This is a genomic window from Phycisphaeraceae bacterium (assembly GCA_020851465.1).
Taxonomy (GTDB): Bacteria; Planctomycetota; Phycisphaerae; order Phycisphaerales; family Phycisphaeraceae; genus JADZCR01.
In genome coordinates this window covers 618,197-635,724 of record JADZCR010000006.1, presented here as the reverse complement: position 1 = coordinate 635,724, position 17,528 = coordinate 618,197, and the positions used below count along the sequence as shown (strand labels likewise).

At 50.4% G+C, this 17,528-nt stretch carries 15 protein-coding genes; 7 read left to right on the top strand and 8 right to left on the bottom strand.

Annotation, left to right across the window (positions count from 1 at the left end):
• Window positions 1-2: 2 nt before the first annotated feature.
• From IT444_09230 to IT444_09215, 4 genes are read right to left on the bottom strand one after another with little or no spacing between them, the layout of a single operon-like run.
• Window positions 3-1,406 carry a (Fe-S)-binding protein gene (locus tag IT444_09230; GenBank protein ID MCC7192948.1) on the bottom strand — a complete coding sequence of 468 codons (1,404 nt, stop codon included), beginning with the start codon at window positions 1,404-1,406 and terminating at the stop codon, window positions 3-5.
• Complete coding sequence (locus IT444_09225) at window positions 1,403-2,623, bottom strand: FAD-binding oxidoreductase (GenBank protein ID MCC7192947.1); 1,221 nt, start codon at window positions 2,621-2,623, stop codon at window positions 1,403-1,405. Before IT444_09225 ends, IT444_09230 begins: the two co-directional genes overlap by 4 nt.
• Window positions 2,624-2,669: 46 nt before the next feature.
• Complete coding sequence (locus tag IT444_09220) at window positions 2,670-4,211, bottom strand: FAD-binding protein (protein MCC7192946.1); 1,542 nt, start codon at window positions 4,209-4,211, stop codon at window positions 2,670-2,672.
• A 50-nt stretch (window positions 4,212-4,261) separates the two neighbouring features.
• The gene (locus IT444_09215; GenBank protein MCC7192945.1) at window positions 4,262-4,441 is read right to left on the bottom strand and encodes a hypothetical protein; all 180 of its coding nucleotides are present in this window, start codon (window positions 4,439-4,441) and stop codon (window positions 4,262-4,264) included.
• Window positions 4,442-4,964: 523 nt separating this feature from the next.
• On the opposite strand from IT444_09215, the gene IT444_09210 reads away from it, so the two are divergent.
• From IT444_09210 to IT444_09190, 5 genes are all read left to right on the top strand, one after another.
• Window positions 4,965-5,495, top strand: coding sequence for a peroxiredoxin (locus IT444_09210; GenBank protein ID MCC7192944.1), 531 nt, complete (start codon window positions 4,965-4,967; stop codon window positions 5,493-5,495).
• A 336-nt stretch (window positions 5,496-5,831) separates the two neighbouring features.
• A complete protein-coding gene (rpsF, locus tag IT444_09205) occupies window positions 5,832-6,314 on the top strand; it encodes a 30S ribosomal protein S6 (protein MCC7192943.1) in 483 nt (160 codons plus the stop codon).
• A gap of 111 nt (window positions 6,315-6,425) precedes the next feature.
• Complete coding sequence (locus tag IT444_09200) at window positions 6,426-6,932, top strand: single-stranded DNA-binding protein (GenBank protein ID MCC7192942.1); 507 nt, start codon at window positions 6,426-6,428, stop codon at window positions 6,930-6,932.
• Window positions 6,933-7,061: 129 nt separating this feature from the next.
• A complete protein-coding gene (gene rplI, locus IT444_09195; GenBank protein ID MCC7192941.1) occupies window positions 7,062-7,748 on the top strand; it encodes a 50S ribosomal protein L9 in 687 nt (228 codons plus the stop codon).
• 168 nt (window positions 7,749-7,916) lie between these two features.
• On the top strand, window positions 7,917-8,885 hold the full coding sequence (locus IT444_09190) for a formylglycine-generating enzyme family protein (GenBank protein ID MCC7192940.1): 969 nt from the start codon (window positions 7,917-7,919) through the stop codon (window positions 8,883-8,885).
• Window positions 8,886-8,953: 68 nt separating this feature from the next.
• Here the strand turns inward: IT444_09190 and mutY are convergent, their stop codons facing one another.
• Window positions 8,954-10,057: an A/G-specific adenine glycosylase gene (gene mutY / locus IT444_09185; GenBank protein ID MCC7192939.1), complete on the bottom strand. Its 1,104-nt coding sequence runs from the start codon at window positions 10,055-10,057 to the stop codon at window positions 8,954-8,956.
• A gap of 208 nt (window positions 10,058-10,265) precedes the next feature.
• Between mutY and IT444_09180 the strand changes: the two genes are divergently transcribed.
• Together IT444_09180 and purF are read left to right on the top strand one after the other, a co-directional pair.
• Window positions 10,266-10,634, top strand: coding sequence for a hypothetical protein (locus IT444_09180; protein ID MCC7192938.1), 369 nt, complete (start codon window positions 10,266-10,268; stop codon window positions 10,632-10,634).
• 180 nt (window positions 10,635-10,814) lie between these two features.
• Window positions 10,815-12,245 (top strand): amidophosphoribosyltransferase, encoded by a 1,431-nt coding sequence (purF, locus tag IT444_09175; GenBank protein MCC7192937.1) that lies wholly within the window; start codon window positions 10,815-10,817, stop codon window positions 12,243-12,245.
• A 67-nt stretch (window positions 12,246-12,312) separates the two neighbouring features.
• Here purF and IT444_09170 read toward each other — a convergent pair whose 3' ends face one another.
• Genes IT444_09170 through IT444_09160 form a run of 3 tightly spaced genes read right to left on the bottom strand, consistent with a single transcriptional unit; the run spans window position 12,313 to window position 17,526 of the window.
• Entirely contained in the window at window positions 12,313-14,634 is a 2,322-nt protein-coding gene (locus tag IT444_09170; protein MCC7192936.1) for a DUF4340 domain-containing protein, read from the bottom strand.
• A gap of 48 nt (window positions 14,635-14,682) precedes the next feature.
• Entirely contained in the window at window positions 14,683-16,776 is a 2,094-nt protein-coding gene (locus tag IT444_09165; GenBank protein MCC7192935.1) for a hypothetical protein, read from the bottom strand.
• A gap of 30 nt (window positions 16,777-16,806) precedes the next feature.
• A complete protein-coding gene (locus IT444_09160) occupies window positions 16,807-17,526 on the bottom strand; it encodes an ABC transporter permease (GenBank protein MCC7192934.1) in 720 nt (239 codons plus the stop codon).
• Between the last annotated feature and the right edge of the window lie 2 nt (window positions 17,527-17,528).

Sequence of the window (17,528 nt, the reverse complement as noted above, 5' to 3'; positions counted from 1 at the left end):
CTTCACTTTCTCGAATGTGACTCTTTGCCGAAGTAAGCCTCATGAAGCAGTGTGATGGGGTGGACCACCCTGATATCCACGCCGATCCTTTCTGCTTCGGATTGGATTTGCATCGCGCAACCGACGTTCGCTGTGACGCAGATACCAGCACCGGTGTTTTTGATGTGGTTGATTTTTCGTTCCGCCAATCTGCGAGCCATGTCGGGTTGCGTCAGGTTGTAAGTCCCGGCCGCTCCGCAGCACATATCCGACTCGAAAAGCGGCACTACTTTCAGGCCCTTGATCCAACTGAGCAACTCCCGCGGCGGGCCGGTCACTTTCTGACCATGCGCGAGATGGCAGGCGTCGTGGTACGTCACCGTACGCTCAATAGATCGTATAGGTCTGGGAGGGTTTAGTTCGACAAGCAGCTCACTGATATCTCGTACTTTTGCAGCAAGTGTTCGAGCTCGCTCCAGAATTTCTGGCTCATTACGAAATAGAAACTCATAATCCTTCAGCATCGCGCCGCAGCCGGAAATATTGTTGACGATGAAATCGACTGCGAGGCTTTCATCTTTAAAAAAGGCGTCAATTGTTTTTTTCGCCAGAGATTGAGCTTCGGGTATTCGCCCTGCGTGATGGTGAATTGCCCCACAGCATAGTTGTGACTGTGGGACAACAACATCGCACCCGGCATATTGGAGCAAGGCAATAGTCTGTCGATTGACGTGCTGGAAAAGTACGCTGCCGATACAACCGGCGAAGACCCCAACCGTCGCGCGTTTTACGTTGTCGGGTGCCTGGGCAGGATAAAACGTACGGAGATTTGATTCCCACCATGGACCGCGCGCGGGCAACATTTGCTGCATTTTATCCAGTTGTTTTGGCAGATATTTAGCGCTCAGCCGCTTAACCAGCGGCCAGAGTCGAAGCTTTTGCAGCAATCGAGCTGGGAGCAAAGCGAGCTTCAATCGCGTCGGCTGTGTGAAGATGTTTAAGAATAGGTACTCAACAAAACGATCGGTGCCACTGCGTGGTTTTTTTCCAGAAAGTTGCGCACGTGTCTCTTCGATGAGTTCGTGATAGACAACCCCGGAAGGGCATGCTGTTTCGCATGCACGACAATCAAGACACAAGTCCAGATGAGCTATGACTGACGATGTTGCATCAACTTTACCGTCAGCCAAGCCCTTCATAAGGTAGATTCGACCACGAGGAGAATCGCCTTCGAGTCCATTTTCCGTATAGGTCGGGCACGCAGGCAGGCAGAGACCGCAATGTACACAGTCTAGTGCCCGAGAGTACGTATGAGTGTCGAGTTTGATAGCTGGCGTAATACCGCGCGGAGTCGAATCGGCTTCGGATGAAAGACCTGAGATAATTTGACGTTCATCAGGTTTAGAGGATGTTGCGTCTTGAGTCACCGAGAAGGCACCAATGTCGCGGCTGGTATTTCTGAAATTAACCTGCCGGGATTAAAGAGGTTTCGTGGATCCATTGCTTGCTTGATGCGAAGCATCATTGGCCAATCTGTCTGTATTGGGCCAAATGGAGGCAAATGCTCGCAGCCTTGTGGTCTGGCATACCAGACTCTGAACCCGCCATACTGTGAAAGTAGCTTATCGATTGATTGGGATAGGGCGATTGTTCGCTCCAGGCCGATGTCTCCGCCGAAAAATGCGCAGCCATGCACGGGATACGCCCATACTGTTAGCGCGGGATGATCGATCGAGGTTTCAGCAAGTGCAGAACAGATCGTCCCGGTTATTGACGGAGAGGTTACGACTTTTACCAGTGTGTTTGCAGTTCGTCTCCAGGCTCCGTGACTGCTGCATTCCTGTATGGCTTGATCTACAGTACGTGTCCACGAACCGAGGATGTGGGCTCCGGATGCGTGATCAATCAGTGTCTCAAGCGATCGGAGCTGGACTGCAAGCCCCGTTGACCCGCCGAAATATTCAACCCGTGCTGTCCATACACCTGTGTGATTGCCGACGATCAGACTTGCGGGTGACGCATCTGAGACCATCCAGTCGGGCAGAACCTGATCAAACGTTCTCAGGTCATCGAAACGAATATCTACCGCCATGGCTGAATCAGGGATAGCATATGTTCGTAGCGTCGCTTCATAAATAAGACCCAATTCTCCGAGGCTGCCGACCATCAATCTTGTGAGGTCGTAGCCTGCGACATTCTTGACGGTGCGTCCACCGACGTGAATCTGCTGCCCATAACTGTCGATATATCGCAGCCCGAGGAGCAAGTCACGAACACCTGGATAGCCGACACGCAGGCCGCCATACACGTTGTGATTAATGACTTCACCAAGTGTGAGGTCGTCATCAGCATCAATCGGAAGGAACTGTTTTGAGGATTTCAGCGCATCACGGAGCGATCCCAGCGTTGCGCCGGCATTGGCCCGAACAGTAAGGTCGCGTTCATAGTGTTCGATGATGCCGGCTTGTGGCGTCGCCTGTGAAAGCCGAATATGGTCCGCAGGAGGTGGATGACCGACTCCCTGATGTGCTAAGCCATAGTCGATGATTGGGAGATTTTGCTCGCCGCATTCGCACACCAAGTTGGCGATCGCAGCAGGATCGTGAAGGCTGACAACATTTTGCTTCGAAATACGGGTAGTCATCTCGTTGCTAAATCAGAAGCAGTACTTTGTCTGGCAATGCCTATGATTAAGCGGCACCGCCAGCTACATTCAGTGAAATAGGGCGTAATAACTCGATGATTAGTTTGTCGCTGGGAATTAGTTTTCCATCATTGGATCTCTGTTCGGGATCAAACGCTTTTTTGATTTTGAGAAAAGTCTCGATCGTGGCAGCATTGAACATTTTTGGCATCAAATGCAGCTTTTCGACACCTACTCCATGCTCTCCTGTAAGTGCCCCTCCAAGGCTGATGCAATACTCCAGAAGTTCCTGACTCGCCTGGAGTACACGCTGTACCTCATCGGGTTTGTCTTCGTCGAAGAGAAGGATCGGGTGGACATTGCCATCACCTGCGTGAAAAACGTTGGTAATCGTCAGCCCGTATTTTGCCCCTATTTTGTTGATATTCTCCTGGGCTTCAGGCAACTTTGATCGCGGTACACAGGCATCCTGTGTGCAGTAACTATGGCTAATCCTCCCGATGGCACCAAACGCTCGTTTACGTGCGGACCAAAGCTCCGCACGACGTTTGGGATCGCTGCACTGCTTGACATCCTGCCCTTTATTTTGCTTGCAAATATCAATGATGAGATTGAGTTGCTCGTCGAGAATCTGGTCGATGCCATCGACTTCGAGCAGGAGGAGGGCTTGTGCGGTAGTGGGAAAGCCGTAGTGAAATGCATCTTCAACGACACGAATCATGGCCCCGTCCATCACTTCCATCGAGGTCGGTACGATTCCTGACGCTACGACGTCAGCCACGGTTTTGCAACAGTGATACGTCGAGTCAAATACTGCATAAATCGTGCGGAAGTGTCTGGGCTTGGGTACGAGTCGGCACCAAACACGAGTGATGATACCCAGGGTGCCTTCGCTGCCGCAGATCAAGCCTGGTAGATCGGGCCCGATGCCGTCATATAAACCCTGCGTTCGACTCTGTACGATATCGCCATTGGGCAGAACCATCTCGATACCAAGCACGTGATTCGTGGTAACCCCGTGTTTTAGTGTGTTAATACCTCCAGCGTTGGTTGCAGCATTGCCGGCAATCGTGGAGGCTCGCTGGCTTGATGGATCAGGAGAAAAATGAAGCCCGGTGACAGCGGAAATCCTCCGCTTCTTTGCAGCGGTGGTAGATGACGCGGAATACGTAGCATCCTGCGCATGTCCAGTCCGTTCAGCTGCGGCTTCTGCACGGGTGATTGCTTCAGAAAGTGCTACATTGCGTACCCCAGCCTGGATGACTGCTACGCGATTATGCAAGTCGATCGACTCTATTTTCGTCATTCGACTTGTAGAGATGATGACACCTTCCCCAAACACGACGCATCCGCCTGCAAGGCCTGTCCCACTTCCACGAGGCACAATCGGGAGGTTGTGACGATTGATGACCCGAATCGCTGCGGACACTTGATCCGTGTCGAGCGGAAAAATAACGGCTGTGGGAAGTCCCTTTGCAACCGGGAAACCATCACATTCATAAACGCGAAGCTCATTGGGGTCGCTGAGGATGCCGTCAGCGCCGACAATCGCACGAAGATCAGCTACGACCGGATGAACGCCAAGCATAAAAGAATCTTAGCGTGTTACAGGTTCAACATAACCCAGGCAAAAAATGTTTATCGAGAACCAGTGGAGTAGGACCTGCGATGGGTTGTACTGCTGTAATAATCTCGCACATAGCTGCCGTTGTGGTACTGCCGGTCATAGGTGTAGCTGTAGGAATTGTCCAAGGTCATACCCTGATATCCGCCTTCAACCGTGAGCAGAGCGTCATTTCGTGCCGCATACCAGGACAAGGTATCTGAACTTCTATCTCGTGAAGCTTCGAGTCTTTGAAGTCGCGGAGAATCAAAGGTAAGGCTGGTTTTTTTAGGCGTTGTATATGCCCGCCCCTCATCAGCACTCCAATGACGGGAAGCGCTTTGGCAACCAATCAGAGAACATCCTAGAGCAATGGCAATAATTGCTGTGTTTACTGAAACGGAGGATGGTTTTTCCGTATTCCCCATACCAGTTCATTATGCGAAGACGATGCCGTTCCGTAATGGTGATCGATGTCAATGCTCTAAGAGACGAATATAGCGATAGTTGTGTCGTAAGCACTGGCTGAGTGGTTACCATAACTTTCAGATGGTGACACGCCGGATGTTGTAGCCAATCAACGTATATCACTCCGAATCACCACAACTTTTAAGACATAACTGGACACTAGAAATCTTCTAACATAGGATTCTTACCCGACAGGATTCATGCGGCTCGGCACGGTGCCGGGCGAGTTTTTGATCAGACTGATTCATAGATCAAGCAAGGAGTTTTTTCATGGCCGTGCAAGTTGGTTCCCCCGCACCGAAATTCAAAGCCCAAGCCTATCTTGCGGATAAGGACGCGTTCAAGGAGATTTCCCTTGACGACTACAAGGACAAGTGGCTTTGCCTTTATTTCTACCCGATGGATTTCACCTTCGTCTGTCCGACGGAGATTGTCGGTTTCGACAAAGCCCTCGGTGAATTCAAGGATCGCAATTGCGAACTTCTGACCTGCTCGACGGATAGCCACTATGTGCACAAGGGATGGTGTGCCAGCCATAACGACCTCAAGAAACTCCGCCACCCCATGCTGGCTGATATCACCAAGCGGATCAGCATGGACTACGGCGTTCTACTGCCTGAGAAGGGTGTTGCACTACGCGGAACATTTGTGATCGATCCGAAAGGCATCGTTCGTTGGGCCAGTGTCAACGATCTGCCGGTTGGACGGAGTGTTGAAGAAGTGCTCCGTGTGATCGATGCGCTTCAGACGGACAAACTCTGCCCTTGCAACTGGGAAAAGGGCGAGAAGACGTTGAACTAACCTGATTTGTAGATTGAATTAAGTGATAAAGAACCCCCGCGGGGTGCATACTCGCGGGGGTTCTGATTTTAAGGAAACGTCAATTGTTTTCTAAGGTAGCGGTTATAGGAAGTCTTCTAGAATAATGCCGAGAGTTCCATGTGGAATTAACCGTCGATGGTTATTGAGGCATCGTCCCGTTATTTTTCCTTTAGACAAAAATCTGTTACACTTATCCGTCCGAAACCGTCGTCTCGGGTTCCTTCAAATTCCAGTTGATGGGACTCCAGTGCTCCGCCTTTTTGCCTGGGTTGACCTGGGCCGGAGCCACCGAGTACGACGAAGGAGTGTCTAGTCATGGCTGAAGTCCGTATCAATCTTTATGAAGGGCTGTTTCTTCTCAACCAACAGGCTGCGTCTGCTGACTTTGCCGGTTGTGTTGACTTTATCCGTCAGGTATTTCAACGGGCAGAGGCTGAGTTAATCGTTCTTCGCCGATGGGAAGAAAGAAAACTAGCATACGAGATCAAAGGGCAGAAGAGAGGCATTTACCTATTGGCGTATTTCAAGGCACGTGGTACGCAGATCGCCAACATTGAACGCGACTGCAACCTGTCCGATCAGGTACTGCGTTCTTTGATTACCAAAGCTGACCATATCGGTGAAGCCGAAATTGAGGTCGCCAAGAAAGATGCTGAACTGTCCCTTGAAGCCAAGCTGCGCAATCCTGATCCATCCTCGCGTCGGGATGCGGAGATATGGGACCAGAATGAAGATAGTTTCCGTAAGTCGAGCAGCGATCCGAATGATTCTGAAGCATCCGCTACTGCGAACGAGTAGCGTTATCGCAGCTAATAGCCCACACAGGAAGCAGGATTTTGGCTTCAGGCTACCGTTGAAATTCTTCACCAGTGCTGACCTCAACTAACTTACTTCCTCGGAGAATCAGCCATGCCGAATCTCAACCGTGTCATGCTCATGGGTAATCTCACCCGTGATCCCGAGCTGCGATACACCAATAGCAACATGGCGGTCACGCAAATCGGCTTGGCGATTAACCGACGCTGGAAAAATCAGCAGGGGGAACAACAGGAAGAAGTGACGTTTGTTGACTGTGAAGCCTGGGGGCGGACGGCAGAAGTGATCAACCAGTACCTGAAAAAAGGGCGCCCGATCTATGTTGAGGGGCGTCTGAAACTTGATCAATGGGACGATAAGGAAGGCAATAAGCGATCCAAGATGAAGGTCGTTATTGAAAACTTCCAGTTTTTGGATGGTCGCCAGGGCGGACCAGGTGAGGGCGGCGATCATGATGCTGCAACTGAAGGGGGAGGCAGTTATCAGCAGCGACCACCCTCGCGAGGAACTCCGAATCGTGGTTCCGCTAATCGCTCCGTTTCCCAACAACCCCCAGGTGAACCGCACCAAGCGGTGGACGAGGAAGAAATCCCATTTTGACCCACCGAGACTAAACGCCATTGCTTTCCAAACATGCTGGCGTCGCCCGTCACACGTTGTGACGATCCGCGGCGTCTAACTCCAACGCTTCTGACCTTAAACTACAAGAGGGTCGGAATAAAGGACAACATGAAACAGATCGAATTGCTTCTGACCGAAAACGTGGACAACTTGGGTATCGTTGGTGACGTCGTAAAAGTTCGTCCGGGTTATGCCCGCAATTTTCTTCTTCCGCGAGGGATGGCGACCACCCCGACTCCCGGCAATGTGAAGCGACTGGCTGCGCGTCGGGCGGAGGTCGAAAAAGAAATGAAAGCCCGCCGTGCGGCTCTCGAAGCCACTCTTGAAAAACTCAAGGGGCACGAAATTACCATTCAACGATCCGCCAACGAGCAGGGGGTTCTTTTCGGCGGTGTCAGTCAGCATGAAATCGCTGAGGCGCTCCGCAGTGAAGGGCATCAGATTGAAGATCGTATGGTACGGATCGGTGAAACGATCAAGAGACTCGACAGCTATCACATTCCTATTGTCCTGGCCAACGATCTCAAATGTGAGATCAAACTTTGGGTAGTCAGTGATAAACCCAGTGACCAGCTCGGCGATCAAGATCGCAAAGACGAGGATGCCGGTGCATCAGCCGGCACCGCTGAAAGTTCGGCAGAAAAGACCGTACGAAAGTCTCGTAAACACCGTGAGGAAGAAGCCGGTGAAGTGAAAGAGACTAGGGGTAAGGGCAGCAAAGCCGAGGAATCTAAAGACGCTGGTGATTCCGACGCTAAACCCCGGAAAAAGGGTAAGAAGGTCGACGCCGAGTAAGAGTCATTGGCCCGTAAGTAGATTTCATAAAACCGCTGGCTAAACGCCAGCGGTTTTTCTATCGTCACGAACAACAACATTCCATCTCCGCTGGATGAACCATCAATACGACTGTTTCCCTGCGTTGTAGGTGTTATCCTAAGCCATCCTTTGATGAGAGGAGGCACGATGCGTGTGATGTTTTGGATTTTGGTTTGTATAGGGATTGGGCTGAACACAACAAGTATTCATGCACAACCTGTAAGTGCTATCAGTGAACCTGCGGCAGGTACCGCGATTGTCCATCCTCGTGACGGATCGGTCATGGTTTATGTGCCTGCGGGTGAATTCACCATGGGAATGAACACGGATGAATCGCAGAAACTCGCTCAAGCCTTGGGCTACAAGGATTACCACATCATTGCAGCGGAGGAATGGGCCCCACAGCGCAAGGTATGGGTAGAAGGCTTTTTTATCGACAAATATGAGGTCACCTTTGGGCAGTGGAATATGTTTACAAAAGAAACAAAATACGAAAGCAAACTTTCAAAGGCGCCGGAACCGGGTTTTAAGGGTGATGAGAATTTATTTCCGGCTGTCAGCGTGACATGGGCAGAGGCCCAGAAGTACGCGAATTGGGTTGGCCGTACACTGCCATACGAAACACAATGGGAAAAGGCCGCTCGCGGTACGGATGCGCGGTGGTTCCCATGGGGAAATGATCTACCCACGTCTGATCGTGGTGTGTTTGTGGATCTCTCGAAAGAAAAAAGAAATAGGGCGACCACCGCACAGATGGTCGGCCTGCATCCCAGTGGTGCATCACCCTATGGCTGTATGGATATGGCTGGCAACGTGTACGAATGGACAGGTGAATGGTTTGAGCCATACCCGAACGCGCCCGAATATGAGCGGATGCTCAGCTATACAGGTCACGTCAATGGCGTATTGCGTGGTGGGTCGTTCTATCATGCGGACCATGCCTATGTCTGTGCCAAACGATTCGGTTTCAAGCCAGATGAAACCTATTTTCATGTTGGATTTCGAACAGTATGGGTTCCTCCACCGGGCTATTTCTCCAGTGAAGAGTTCAAGCTTGCCAAAGAAAAAGTAAAAGCGAGGGAAGCGGAGTTAGAGAAAAAAAGAACGGGTCAATGATCAGGTTATAGCTTTCCTTTTCATCACCCCGTCCTCAGAGATGAAGTGAAGAAAGCTACGAGTAACCATCAGATAGAGTTGGGTATCAACACCACCACATTTTGTTGCAAGATTGACATCGGGAGATCATGGAGATTGTCGAGTGTTCGCCATTGCCCACGGGATTTGTGCAGTTTTCCTTCGACTACATCAGTAATCCAAACCTTGGCAATAATCGAACGATGAGTGGTTTGATGTCGGAGATTTCCCGCCGGACGAGGAAGATCGACTATCACCCCCAAATGTTGCAAAGCCCAATTTTGGATTTGTTTAGCTGTGACATGGGCATTGAGCATTTCAGCTGTTGGCATTTGCCATAATCCAGCCCATAGGCCTTTCAAAGGTCGTTGTTCGATAATAAATCTACGACCTCTTTTTACCACCAAAACATGGTGCATCACCTCTTGAGGTCCTCGTTTCAGTGATCGTCGAGGAATTACGTTGGTTAAACCATGCGACCGAGCTCTGCAAAGATCTGCAATTGGGCAAGTAGAACATTGGGGATTTCGCGGAGTGCAGACCAGCGCGCCTAGTTCCATCATGGCTTGGTTAAAATCTCCTGGAGATACTTCGGGAACGAGCATTTCCGCCAGTGACCACATATGAGATCGAACCGTTGATTTATCAATCGGTTCTTCAATGGCAAACCAACGTGAGAGCACCCGGGCTACGTTGCCGTCAAGAACTGGAGCCCGAATTTCAAACGCAATAGACGCTATTGCGCCAGCTGTATAACGACCAACGCCTGGTAATGAGGCTATGGCAGCGAGGTTTGCAGGGATTTGTCCATGATTTTCTTGAACGATCTTCTTCGCTGCTGCATGAAGATTTCTGGCCCGCCGGTAGTAACCTAATCCCTGCCAGAGGAGTAAGACCTGCTGCACCGGAGCAAGAGCAAGGGCTTCGATTGTAGGAAAATGTTTAAGAAACCGGTCAAAATAATCGATCACCGTAGCAACCTGCGTTTGTTGGAGCATAAACTCGCTTACCAGTACCTGATAAGGGACTGGTGTCTGTGTGCCTTTGGTACGCCAAGGCAGTTCGCGGCGATTGATGTTGTACCAGGCTAAAAGTTTGTGACGTATTTTCCTGATCGTCTGCGGAGTGGGATTGGATTTGTGCTGCCGGGCCATGAGTTTGAGAGAAGTTGACTGGCTGGATAAGGAAAGCCTATCACTTTTGGAGTTAAGCGCAACTACCCTCCGATACACCTTTTGGTCGTATGATCGGACACTGCGACCGGTTTCAGGTGTGGCCGAGAAGTGTACTTCACGTTACGCTCACGCCATGGCGCGTCGTCCACCGAGGAATAAGTCGTCCGCAACGGGGAGTGATCCCAGCATGGTTGCCAAACGTCAGTCACTGCCTGTAACCCGTGAATCCATTACTCATAAATTTCAGATCATGGGCCACGAGGGCTATCTGACTATAGGACTTTTCGAACATGGTCAGCCCGGCGAGATCTTCATCAAGATGGCTAAAGAAGGATCGACGCTGTCAGGGCTTGTCCAGGGGTTTTGCCGAGCATTCAGTATTGCGCTTCAGTATGGTCTTCCGCTCGATGAGGCAGTGATGCGTTTCAAGGGAATGCGATTTGAGCCGATGGGGCACACTTCAAACCCGGATATTCCTGAAGCTTTGTCAATTATTGATTACGTTGCCCGATACCTTGAACTCCATTTTGGCGAACACAGTGAACGACGAATCTGATTCGCCCTGACACTTCTCATCGGACCGACTTCATTCATTGAGATATCGAAGACGAGTGACTTGCGGGCTTGTGGGATCGCTATAATTCCTGCATGCCAGTTTCACGCAACAGGCTGTCACCGATCCGGGGTCATTTCCGGGTCTGCGCGGTCAGTGTTTTCCTCAAAGAAGTACAAACTCTTGACGAACGGACTCGCGATGAAAGGTGAGGCTAAAGATAAATGTGGAGTTTTTGGTATTTGGGGGGCACCCGATAGTGCCCAACGGATTTATTTCGCACTTTATGCTCAGCAGCATCGCGGACAGGAATCGGCAGGTATCGCCGTAACCAATGGATCGACACTGCTGGGACACACCGGCATGGGGCTCGTGTCCGAAGTCTTTAGTAAGAATGTTCTGAATCAGATGGAAGGTAAGGCGGGAATTGGGCACAACCGCTATTCGACTACTGGTTCCAGCAAAGCGTGCAATGCTCAGCCCATCATGGCTGAGCATGTTGGCGGGCAGTGTGCGGTGGCACATAACGGAAACCTCATTAACGCTGACCTGCTCAGGCAAGATTACGAACGGAGAGGTCATATCTTTCATACCTCTACCGATACCGAAATTATTCTTCATCTTCTCGCATCGCATCACCTAACTAAAGAAGACCCACTCGTCGAAGCACTTCAGCATCTGCAAGGCGCATACTCTCTCGTATTTCTATTCCCTGATCGAATCGAAGCAGTCCGTGATCCTTGGGGTTGGCGGCCGCTTGTTCTGGGTCGGACGGAGGACGGCTATGACTGTGTCGCCAGTGAGACGGTTGCACTCGATGCTATCGGAGCTCGGTTTGTTCGCGAGGTTGAACCGGGCGAAATCGTGACGATCAATGACACGGGGATCTCAAGCAGGCGATTCGCGGATGCACAGCAGCCAGCTCATTGTATTTTTGAGCATGTTTATTTTGCCAATCCCAGTTCACAGGTTTTTGGTGATACGGTGCAGATCGTCCGTGAAAAACTGGGTGAAGCACTCGCGAAGGAATCCCCGGTCGCGGCTGATTACGTCGTACCGATGCCGGACTCAGGACGATCGGCTGCTTTGGGATACGCTCGCAGCAGCGGTATTCCGTTTCGTGAAGGTATCGTGCCCAACCGTTACGTCGGTCGAACATTTATCCAGCCAACACAGGCTCAGCGCGATCTAGCGGTCCAACTGAAGCTTAACGTCGTCTCGGAGGTAGTGGCCGGGAAACGTCTGATCGTCGTGGACGATTCCATTGTCCGCGGTACTACTACTCGCGGAAAAATGGCGCAACTTCGTCGTGCAGGGGCAAAGGAGATCCATCTTCGTATTTCCTGTCCGCCGATTCGCAATGCCTGCTATTTCGGTGTTGATTTCCCCGATAAATCGAAACTCATTGCTACCGGTAGAAGCGTCCCACAAATCGCAGAATTTCTAGGCGTGGACAGCCTACACTTCCTCTCGCTGGATGGAATGCTTAAATGTGTTTCACGTCCAGCAGACAACTATTGCACTGCATGCTTCAGCGGCCTTTATCGACTGAACGTGGATAAGCCGGTCAATAAGCTCGATCTAGAAAGACATCAGTTGAAAATGTTTACGTAATGAACCTCAACTCTTCTCGCCTACGACTTCCGTAAACCTCAATCACGCAAATATTTTGAGTATAAAGTTAATCGCCTACGCGTGGATAATTGAGACCGGTTGTTTCCGTATCGCTATTGGCGGGCTTCGGATTCAAGTCAGCAGTAAGCTTTTGCAATGTATCTGCTGAAATACGAAAGATGCGATTCCCTAAAGCGCCAGACATCATTACGCGATTATCTCCCTTGCTGTCGGAGGTAATCACTAGCTCAACCGGATTCCCGTTTTTAGGCTCAATAGTCAGCCGAGTGGATGTGGATAGATCTTTGGTCGGTTCACTCATTGGTAAGTAGCGTTCGACACGCAGTTTTCCAATCGTATCGTAAAGAGCTCCTGCAGCGGACTGGTCTATTGGCAGGCCTTCTTCGCTTTCATATTTATTAGCCACATTACGGACAATAGTGACTTCTTTGAGTTGAGCATGAGAGTTACTGACTTTGATCCTCTCGATATTTGCAGCAGTGAATGGAATTACAGTGCGGTCGAGATACTCAGCACGGAGTAAATCTCGTAGCGGTTGGGTTATTTCAAATGCAATGGTCTCGCCATCTAGTTTTGCTGCCCCGGTGGTCGGATTAATGTGCAGAACGAAGGATTGGCCGTCCATTGTTTCCAAAGAGGCGGTGGTGGGAGATTTACCTAAGTCAGGTGAGGTATCAAGCCAGCGGGACGCTTCTAATGTTGTCAGTTGATTTAGTAGTTGATGAAATGACTCCAGCTCAAACACGGTGTGGCCCTTTAGCCCCCATTTCATGTCAGCTATCGCAGGCTTTGTCGTCTGTGATTTTGCGGGAGTGAGGGTCTCAAATGATAGAGGTGGCTCGTCGGAACGCTGCAGAACAACCCGCTGAATTGAGCTGGGATCCAGATGCAGAACGGATTTACTACGGAGGCCGAGCGTAGTTGCTTCGAGGACTGCAAAGGAACTTGCATCAAAGCGGTAGCCGATGGTTTCACGTCCTCGAACTGCCAGTATTTGTGGCTTCGTTTTTTCGGCTGGTGCACTGTAAAACACAATTACTTCAGGTTCGCTGTGCCCTTGAACTTCGAGAGTCAGCGAGCCAATTTGAGAGCCAAGTTTGTTTGTAGGCTGATACGCATGGGCCTTGGCATCGATGACTCCTTCGATCAGTTTCGAGACAGCATCGTGATCTGCGTCGAATGTAATGCCGCTTCCGGGCGTGAAGTTCCATCCGTCGGGGGTCCTAGTGAGTGAAATAGCGGGGCCAATCTTGGGGTGTATCACTGCCTTTTTTACGTCGGTGGCTGCTACGGTAGTGATGTGTGGATCCCGGAAGTCCTCCAATGGTTTCACAAAGCGATCGGCCGACGATTTCGTAATCGTGAACACGACAGCGTCACTGGCCTTAATCGGTTCACTTGTTTTTGTAGGTTTAGTCGCACTCCATGTCGCAAAGTAAGAAGTTTTTGCCAAATCGGTCGGTGCTCCAATTAACAAGGTGTACTCTTGAGGGTTAGGGGGCGTAATTTCCGGTTGAGTAGATGTGGGTTGAGTATTTGCAGAAGTGGTTGACGACACTTCAAACGAGAGGAGGGTGGTGGGTTTATCTAGACCATAAATAGATAAATCTGCAGGTGCATCTGCGATGAACTTAGTAATCGGAATATCATTGATGGCATTAACGAAACCTTGTATCGCTGTGCGATCGACTCTACCTTGGTTTTCTCTGCCAAACACCCAATGACCATTGCGTTTATCTATCACGATGTTTCCATTGGGATTCGTCAATTCCACACGATCAAGCTGACCTTCAGCAGGGGAGTTGAGCCTGGTCCGACGCCAATTATTTACATCTTCAGAAATCGCGGATTTTTGAATATCATCCGAAACCACATAAACATTGGGATCTTCCCCAACCATGACGAATACTCTGCCACCCGGTGCGGTGCGTCCGACGCGGATGCTGAAGGATTTATTTTCGCTGGTCGTCACGGTCACACTACCTGCGGGTGGTGCCAGACCAAGCGTATCGAGAGCAGGTCGCGTTTTGTCATTCGGCTTAAGAGTCTGATTAGCGCGGAGGCCTGCAAAATTTTGCACTATTCGTTGAACGGACCAATCGTTAAGGGGAAACCGAACGGGCGAGATTTGTATCCAATCCGTTCCCGATTTGTACAGTACGAGACGCATTCCTTGACGTTCGATGGCTACCGAAGTAACTGATTCTGTCGAAAGTTCCGAAGTCTTAAAAAGTGGTGTTTCTTCTGTAGCTAGGCCGGAAGCACTCGAATTACTTGTCGTTGTGCTATCGTTGGTGCCAAAGAAAGCAAAATAAGTTCCCGCACATAAAACGAGAAAGAGCAGGGCAATTGTAGTTTTGTAATTCATAGCTAAGCTCCTTGGCCAAGAGCGTCTTGCCATAAGCAAATAATTAAACTATCCCTTTCTTCGCACCATCCACACGCTGATACCGAGGACCAGCGAGGCTAGCGGCATACCTGCGATGAGTCCGATCCGTAGAGCTTTATCCGCACCTTCGCTGATTGGCTGGATACGTCGGATATCCTGTGTCCGTGCGCTGGCTGCGATGATGTCATCCAAACCAGCGAGCCAGAGAGTGCTGTTGACAAATAATTCCGCATTGGCTGGAAAAGCAGCTCCCAATTGGTTCGCCAAGTTTGGTAAGCGAAGTTGTGTGTCAGCGTTGGTGGTGACATAATCCGTTGCCCATTCGCGGTCACCAATCACAACTAATCGGTTATCCTTGGATTTCACCGCAACCCCGATAACAAAATGGGTTCCTGCCTCTTTGGGTTTCGTCGCATCTTGCCGTGGGGCGGTCTCTGCCCAGAGGTCGTTGCCTTTAAGTTCCACTAGTGGGAATTGTTCATAGCCTTTGGTCTTATCTTTGTCTGGGACAAGTTCCAGTGGAACCGGATTTGCAAAAAAGCCAGTCATGCCTGTAAGTGCCTTGGTGATCGACAAGTCCTCTGGCCACTGGTTGACCATGTGATACGGCATTGGGCGGCGGCTTCGATCCGGCAACATAATCTCTTTGAGAATTAGTCGATCTTGCTGTGGCTTTACACCCCAGGGTGCAACTAGTTGAGCGAGTGGGTTTAACTCGCCCATCCGTGCGCCTTGTGAATATCGGTACATGATGAGCATTGAGTCGCCCGCGGTAAGTCGATCCTGGAGCATTGGAGCAATTCGCTCAGCACCTCCACCCATGGGATTCATCATGCTTGGAGGTTCGACAGGTTGCACTATCCAAACGGCTATCTGGCCGTTACGCGGTTTGGGGGCCGGTGATGGTGGAGACATTTGCCCCATTGGTCCCGGACGTCCCAACGGATTCCATTCCTGTACCTCAATATTGAGTTTGCGCAGTCTTTCTGCCACGCTTTCAAACTCTCCGCTGGGACCAATAGCCGGTCTTGCGCCCGCAATGAACACGACCAGCGGTGGGGTCTTAAGGCCCATACTGATAAGCGAACCAGTTAAACGCTCTTCCCCGAGAAAGGAAAGCTCTCGTGTCCCGCCATTTTTTACCTCCTCAGCAGTTGGTGGACGGAACATTTCGGTGAGGTAAACCACCCGTACTTCACGTGGACCAATAATTACGACAGCATTAGGTTGTCCCACTAATTGCTGGCTTAAGCGGTCGTAATCGTCGATCGGGGATGCTGCGTCGAGCTGAGGAAGTGCATCCGCAATCGTTTTTCGCGAACCTTTCATGAGTTCCACTAGGGATAGTAATCGCTCTCGTGTCTGCGGCGGGAGTCCCTGCGTCTTTGATGCTCGTTCGAAGATCGTGATTGCCGGCTGATACATGCCGGTATCAAGTACTTCGATTGATGCTCGGAGTTGATCGCGGACAGCGGCGTAATTAGGCAGCTTTCCTCGTTGTGACGTGAGTTGATCGAGTGCCTTAGTCATCTCGGCTGAAACTTGATCGAGACGGCCAATACCTTGCTTGACTTCGGTAATAGTTTTGGCCAGCGATCCCGAGGGTACGCCGGTATCCGTACTTAGTTCATCAAGCAGGGTCAGTTGCCCTTTAGCTTGTTCCTGAAGCATTCTGGGTACAGCGCGGCCTGCATTTACCGCCTTTTGCATCGGTTCGAGACGCTGGGCATAGCGGCTGCGAAGTGTGTCGTAGAACTCCTCGATTCGACTGATGTCGCTGATGGGATCAAGATGATCGACCTTGATATGCTTTGAGCGTCTGCCGTATTCATCCACGAGATCAGACGCTTGGGTGGTTCCTTCGCTGCCACTCTCGAAAAGTGTAACTATGGTGTAGTCATCATCTAGATTTTTAAGCACCTTCAAGGTCTGTGGCGCAAGACTATATTGCCCGGTCGCGGTGCGATCGATGGTGATGATATTTTTCGGTTGAGCAGCAATCCAATTGAGAAGCACAACCAGTGCCAGCGCAAGTACCGCTGCAATCCCGACATTCAGACCAAACTTGAGCCGTCGACGGAATTGGGTCTCCGCTCTCGGGTTATCAGATTTATCAGACATTGTATTTCTCATCAAGGCGAGCTGAACTTGTTATCGCCAACGTTTACTTTCGAGAACTTTCACCGCCAGAAATAGAAAAAATCCGATCCCGCTTAGGAAGTAAACGACTTTCGATGAATCGATTACTCCCTTGTTGAAGTCAGCCACCTGATTATCAATCCAGAGATACGAGACGATTTCGCGCCACCAAGAGCTGAGAAATGTTGAGCGAGCGAGAAAAAACATCCCGACGGAAAGCATGAGGAGGATCAAGCCGGTGATGATGAAGGCGATAATTTGATTCTGTGTGGTTGCGGAAGCGAATGTACCAATCGCCAGATACAGGCCGCCAATAAAAATAAGACCAAGGAATCCGGTAAAAATCGGCCCCCAGTCGGGACGAGCGTTGAACGCCAAAACAATGGTCAGGATCGACAACGGAATAAGTAGCGCGATGAAAAATCCTAAGGCTCCGAGCCACTTGCCCAGTACGATCTGGGTATCGGAGATTGGTGATGTCATCAGTGTCTCGATTGTGCCGCTGCGAAACTCCTCTGCGAACAACCGCATGCTGATGGCGGGTACCAATAAGATCATGAGCCAGATTACAGCACTGAAGGTTGCCCGCATTTGTGCTGGTTCACCTGAATAAAACGACATCAGAAAAATCAATGTGGACCCGAGCCCAAACGCGCCTAGTACGAGATATGCCACGGGAGAAAAAAAGAGGCTCGTCAGTTCCCGACGAGCAATGGTGAAAGTTTGTCGCATAG